This is a genomic window from Photorhabdus heterorhabditis, from assembly GCF_018448905.1.
GTDB lineage: Bacteria > Pseudomonadota > Gammaproteobacteria > Enterobacterales > Enterobacteriaceae > Photorhabdus > Photorhabdus heterorhabditis.
This window is the reverse complement of sequence record NZ_RCWA01000075.1, coordinates 1-5,899: the sequence shown is the minus strand read 5'-3', so window position 1 is coordinate 5,899 and position 5,899 is coordinate 1. Positions and strand designations below refer to the sequence as shown.

Annotated in this window: 1 protein-coding gene; it reads right to left on the bottom strand. The window is 50.9% G+C overall.

Features of this window, described 5'->3' with window-relative positions; translation table 11 throughout:
* On the bottom strand, positions 1 to 5,899 hold a 5,899-nt coding region (locus EAE89_RS22075), incomplete at both ends, for a two-partner secretion domain-containing protein (protein WP_214086586.1).

Genomic DNA, 5,899 nt, shown 5'->3' with positions numbered 1-5,899 from the left:
GGATACCGGCAAGATCCAGATCGCGGCCCGCGGAAATCCGCAAATGATTATCCGCCGAAATGGTGGGTAATAATGACTCAGGCTGTCTCCATCCCAGTTGGATGTCGCCTTCACGCACCAGTAGCTCAACATTTTCCCCCTTTAACTCTGCCTGACCGGCGGTGATAGCTTTGCCGGCTATGAGAGTCAGATTTTTATTGGCCGCCAGTTTAACCTCGCTGGCCTCAATGTTATGACCCGCGTTTAACGTCATATGGTTGGCTTTATCGAATAAAATCCCCCGGATATCCAGGATGTGACTTGCGAACATCTGCACATTATTGTTGGCCGAAATATGAGAAGAATCCTCCACGCCCATCGGCAGCCTAATGTCACCCTCACGCGCGAGAAGCTCAATATTTTCCCCTGTCAGCCCGGTTTCACGGGCAGTGATACCTTTGCCCGCAATCAGTGTCAGATTTTTCTGTGCGGCCAATTTAACCCGGCTGGCATCAATGTCATGACCTGCGTTTAACGTTATCGTGTTTGATTTATCGAATAAAAGGCCATAGAGATCCAGTTTGTGATCCGCGAACATCCGCAAATGGTTGCCCGCCGAAATACGCGAACCGTCCCCCCACATCCGGATGTCGCCTTCACGCGTCAGCAGTTCAATATTGTCTCCCTTCAACCCGACTTGAAATGCCTCAATCTCTTTGCCCGCCATCAAGGTCAGATTTCTCTTTGCCTCCAGTGTGTTTTGGCGGGCATTCATTCTACGTTCAGCGATGACGGACAGATCATTGTCCGCTTTGAGGTATCCCATGCTGATAATTTCACCGGCATGCAGCAGAATATTTTTCGCCAGTATGAATGCCGTGCCGTTGAATTGATGAATAAAATCCGCCACCACATTCAGATCGGCTGACAGTTTGCCGTCCATCCCGTGGTTAAAGTCGTGACCGGTTAAGATGAGATTTTTATTCGCATGCAACTGGCTTTGGCTGTTATCCAGTTTTGTCGCATTGATATACGCGTTCATGCCCGCCGCGACGCGGGCATCCCGGGCATTATTTAACGCTTTGGTGCGAATAATGATATCGCCATTATTAGTTTTCAGCGTCGCAGACGTGTTGTTAATCTCAGTGCTTAGGTGACCGCTCGCGTCTTTTTGCACCCAGAGATGGTTATTTGCCTGAATCAGCCCCTGATTCTGATGGTATAAATGGTCGATAAACAACCGCATATCACCGTCTGCAATTATCTTACCGGTGTTGTTCAGTGTGTTCGTAGCCAGCGTGATGTCTTTCCCCGCCTGCACATGACTCGGTTCCGCCGTTTTAATGTCTTTACTGCTCACGGTGATATCCGTTTTGGCCTGTATATTGCCCAGCGTCACCTTGCCATCCGCCGTCAGACTGATGTCGCCTTGCGTAGAGGTCAGGTTGGTCAGGTTAACTTTCTTACCCGCCTCAGTACTCACCAGACGGATTTTATGGGCAGACATTCCCCCCAATGACCCGGTATCCATCGCGTTCCAGGGGATATCACCCTCGCCGGCAATAGGGACAAGAGTCCCGCGTTTGACATCAATCCGGTTGGACCCTTGTGTCAATGTCAGGTTTTTCGCCCGCACCTTGCCGTGAAGTCTCGTGGCCCGGCTGATAATATCGACATCATCCTGCGCCGTGGCATCCAGCCCCTTTTCATCAACGGTGATGGTGCCTTTTTTCACTTCCAACGCCACTAATGCGCCTGCTTTATCAAACACTGGTTTCCCAGTCGATAAGGTGACCGCCGGGGTATGGATAAAGCTACAGCCGTAACAGGTTACACCGTTCGGGTTGGCAATGAAGACCGCGGCTTTTTGCCCCACCACTTCCAATAAGCCCTGTAGATTTGAAGCTAACGTTCCCACCACTTCATGAATAATCAACTCAGCCGATTGACCGTTGAAGTGGGGATTTGCCCCAATGGGACCCGCCAGTACAGACTGGGTCGCTTCGGTAGCATTATTGAGTACCAGTCCGGCAGCCCCAACATTAAACTCTCGATAACGGTTATGTGAAATACCTTGAGAATTAGGCGCCGCAATCTGGATAACAGGCAGGTTATTTCTCACGGCAATCTGCGCGCGTTTATCCGCCAGTTGAATCCCGGGTATGCCCCCGGCTATGTCTGGAATAGTGAGGGTCAGTTGGGGGGCATGGCCGAATGCAAGGTCAATCAGTGCAGAAGTTACCGGAGTATATTGCCCGCCGACTAAGTGCAACGCGGCGCTATTTGGGGCGACTGTGGTCGTCCCTGCTGCCGATAATGTTGTCTCCGTGATATTGCGGCGGGCAATCAGGGTTAAATGATTGCCGGCGGTGACCTTGCCAATATTAATCGAACCCCCACTGGTCAGGGTAATATCTTTCCCGGCGGTCAGGGAAAGACCCTTTAAATTTATCCCCGCTCCCGCGTGAAGCTCAATATTCTCATCTGCGGCCAAATGCGGGTTAGTATCAACCCAACGATTACCCGCTAAAAAGATATTTTTTGCCCGGTTAATTAACGTATCTGAAAGCGATATTCCCTGTTCAGACAGAATACGCAACGTATTAACCGCAGAAATAGTGGATAATGCCCGTGTACCTGCCGCAGTGGAATTATTTCCTCCCGATGAAACAGAAATATCCCCACCGCGGGAGATTAAGGTCATGTCATGACCTGAAATATCCGAGTCACGCACCGTAAGACTTTTCTCTGCCTGTAACAGAACCTGGTTCCCGGCTTTTAACTTTCCGCCATATAAAGATAAATAACTCGTCTTAACGGTAACATCATTGCCGGCACGAATTTCTCCCTGCCCCCTCAATGTCCCCGTTGTCAGTATCAGACTTTGCCCCGCTTGCATATGACTCTGTTTCGCCATGTCAATGTCTTTACCGTTAACGGTGATATCCGTTTTAGCCTGGACATCCCCCAGAGTCACCTTGCCATCCGCCGTCAGACTGATGTCGCCTTGGGTTGCCGTCAGGTGAGTCAGGTTGACCGCCTTACCCGGCTCGGTACTCACCAGACGGATTTTATTGGCAGACATTCCCCCCAATAATCCGGTCTCCATCGCGTTCCAGGGGGTATCACCGTCCTCTGCAATAGGGACAGGAATCCCGCGTTTGACATCAATCTGGTTGGCCCCTTGTGTCAATGTCAGGTTTTTCGCCTGGAGTTTGCCGTTCAGCTGAGTGGTCCGGCTGAGGATAGCGACAGAATCTTGCGCCGTGGCATCCAGTCCCTTTTCACCCAAGGTGATGGCACCTTTTCTCACTTCCAGAGCCGCTAACGCACCCGCTTTATCAAACACCGGTTTCCCGGTGGATAAGGTGACCGCCGGGGTATTGATAAAGCCGCAACCCTGGCAGGTGATGCCGTTCGGGTTAGTGATGAAAACCGCGGCTTTTTGCCCCACCACTTCCAGCAGCCCTTGCAGATTTGAGGCCATCGTGCCCACCACCTCATGAATAATCAGCTCAGCCGGTTGACCGGTGAAGTTCAGATTGGCGCCAATTTTCCCCGCCAGCAGAGACTGTGTATCCTGAGTCGCGTTATTCAATACCAGTCCCGACGTGCCAACATTCAATGCCTGATAACGGTTATGTGAAACACCCCGGGCGTTAGGTGCCGCAATATGAATAATCGGGCGATTGTTTTTCGCGGTGATCCGGGTGTGTTTATCCGCCAGTGTGATCCCCGGGACTTCGCCTTCCACTTCTGAGACGTTTAGGGTCAGTTGAGGCGCATGAGTTAATGCCCGTGCAATCAGCGCAGCAGTGACCGGCGTATATTTCCCTGCCACTGAGTTATACCGCCCTGCCGGTGAGTGCAGTTCGGGGTTGTGTTGGGTGATTGTCGTCGTCCCGTTGACCAACAACGTGGCGTCAGTATCAACCAGGTGACCGCCGGCATTCAGGGTTAAATTGTGGCCGGCAGTGAGGGTACTTCTGATTATCGGGAATTGAAATTGTGGGTAAGATTGTTCGTCTTCCTCGTCACGGGCATTTTCATATTCATCATGCTTTTCATAACCCTTTCCGTGTGCATTTTCATATTCATAGGGGGCTTCGGGGGTGATTTTACTGATATCAAGCTCCCCACCACTGGTCAGCGTGATATCTTTCCCTGCCGTCAAGGAAATGCTTCTCAGATCGACAATCTTTCCGGCATGGATCTCAATATTGTCATCCGCCTGTAATTGGCTGAGCTGGCGCAGACGCTGATTAATTAACGTTTGTTTAGCGCCGTCATTGAGTGGACTCTGTTCATCAATTAAATCACCCGAGGCATAAATCTCAAGCTTATCATTGGTTGCCAAAAAGATATTTTTCGCCCGGTTAATCAGGGTATCGGCAATATTAATAGGACCCTCGGCGATAATACGTAATAGGTTATCAGCAGAAAGCGTGGTTAATACCCTGACGCCTTCCGGGGTATAGTCGTCTCCAGAGACAACCGACAGCCCCCCCCGGCTGGCAAGCAAGGTCACATCCCGACCGGAAATATCATAGCCATTCACGTCAAGATGTGACTTTCCATCCAGCATGACATGATCCCCGGCTTTTAAGTTCCCCTGGCCTAAATAGATTGTCTCTGCGTCAATGATTAAGTTTTGTTCTGCCCTCATTGACGCACGACTCACTAAATCTCGGGCAGTTAAAGACAGGTTTTTCCCGGTGATTAACGCCCGATCCGTGGGGTTCTTGCCCGCTTTAACATGCTCTTTATCAAAATTAAAACTAAATTTATCTTTCAATACCGCGGTTAAATCTCCCCCGGCGCTGAGTTTACCGAGGATATTCCCCTGACGGTCTTTTATCGCTTCCGTTGAAAAATTTTTGCCGGTCAGGGTGAGATTGTGCGCGGCGCTTAACTCACCCCCATTATTTATCTCGTCAGCGGTAATGCGACTGTTTTTCCCCGCGCTAATGATGGGGTGACTTTGCCGGGTTGAGTTGACGTTATCCAGTCTGGCTGCTTTCAGGGTGATATCTCCCCCCGCCCGGATTTGGCCCTGATTGTGGAGTGTGTCGGTGGTCAACATCAGATGTTGACCGGCCTGTACATGACTTTTTGCTGTCGTTTCAATGGCTTTGCTGTTGATGTGGAGGTCGGTTTTGGCCTGGACCTCCCCCAGGATAATTTTACCCTCAGCGGTTAAACGGATAGCGTCCTGCGCGGTGGTCAGATGGGTGAGATTAACCCCCCCCCCCGCTTCAGTCGCCACCAGCCGGATTTTATTGGCGTACATGCCGCCTAAGGCTTTGGTATCAACCGCTAATTGCGGTTTAGCGCCTTCGCCCGCGATAGGTTTCACGGTGCCATCTTTCCGGTTGATGCGGTTGGCGCCCTGCGTCAGCGACAGGGTATTGGCCTGAATTTTTCCATTTAATTCGGTTGCCCGGCTGAGGATATCGACATAATCTGTCGCCTTGCCATCCAGCCCTTTATCACCAATGGTAATCTGGCCCTGTTTCACTGCCAGCGCGCCCTGTTTATCGAATTGCGGTTTACCGGTGGTCAGGGTGGCGCCTGAAGTATTAATAAAACCACAGCCATCACAGGTGATGCCGTTGGGGTTGGCAATCATCACATTGGCTTTATTACCCACAATTTCCAACTGGCCTTGAAGCTGAGAACGTCGGTTGCCGGTCACTTCATTGATGATCAGTTCAGCCGGTTTCTCTTTCAGATTAGGGTTGGCGTTAAGTTGCCCGGCCAGTTGGGATTGCGCCGCCTGAGTGGCGTTATTAAGGACGGCGCCTTGCGTGGCGACATTGAACTCTTTATAAGTATTGTGAGATATCCCCATATCATTTGGCGTAGCAATATTGACCACCGGGACATTGCCCTGATTTTGGACCTGTGTTTGGGGGCTATC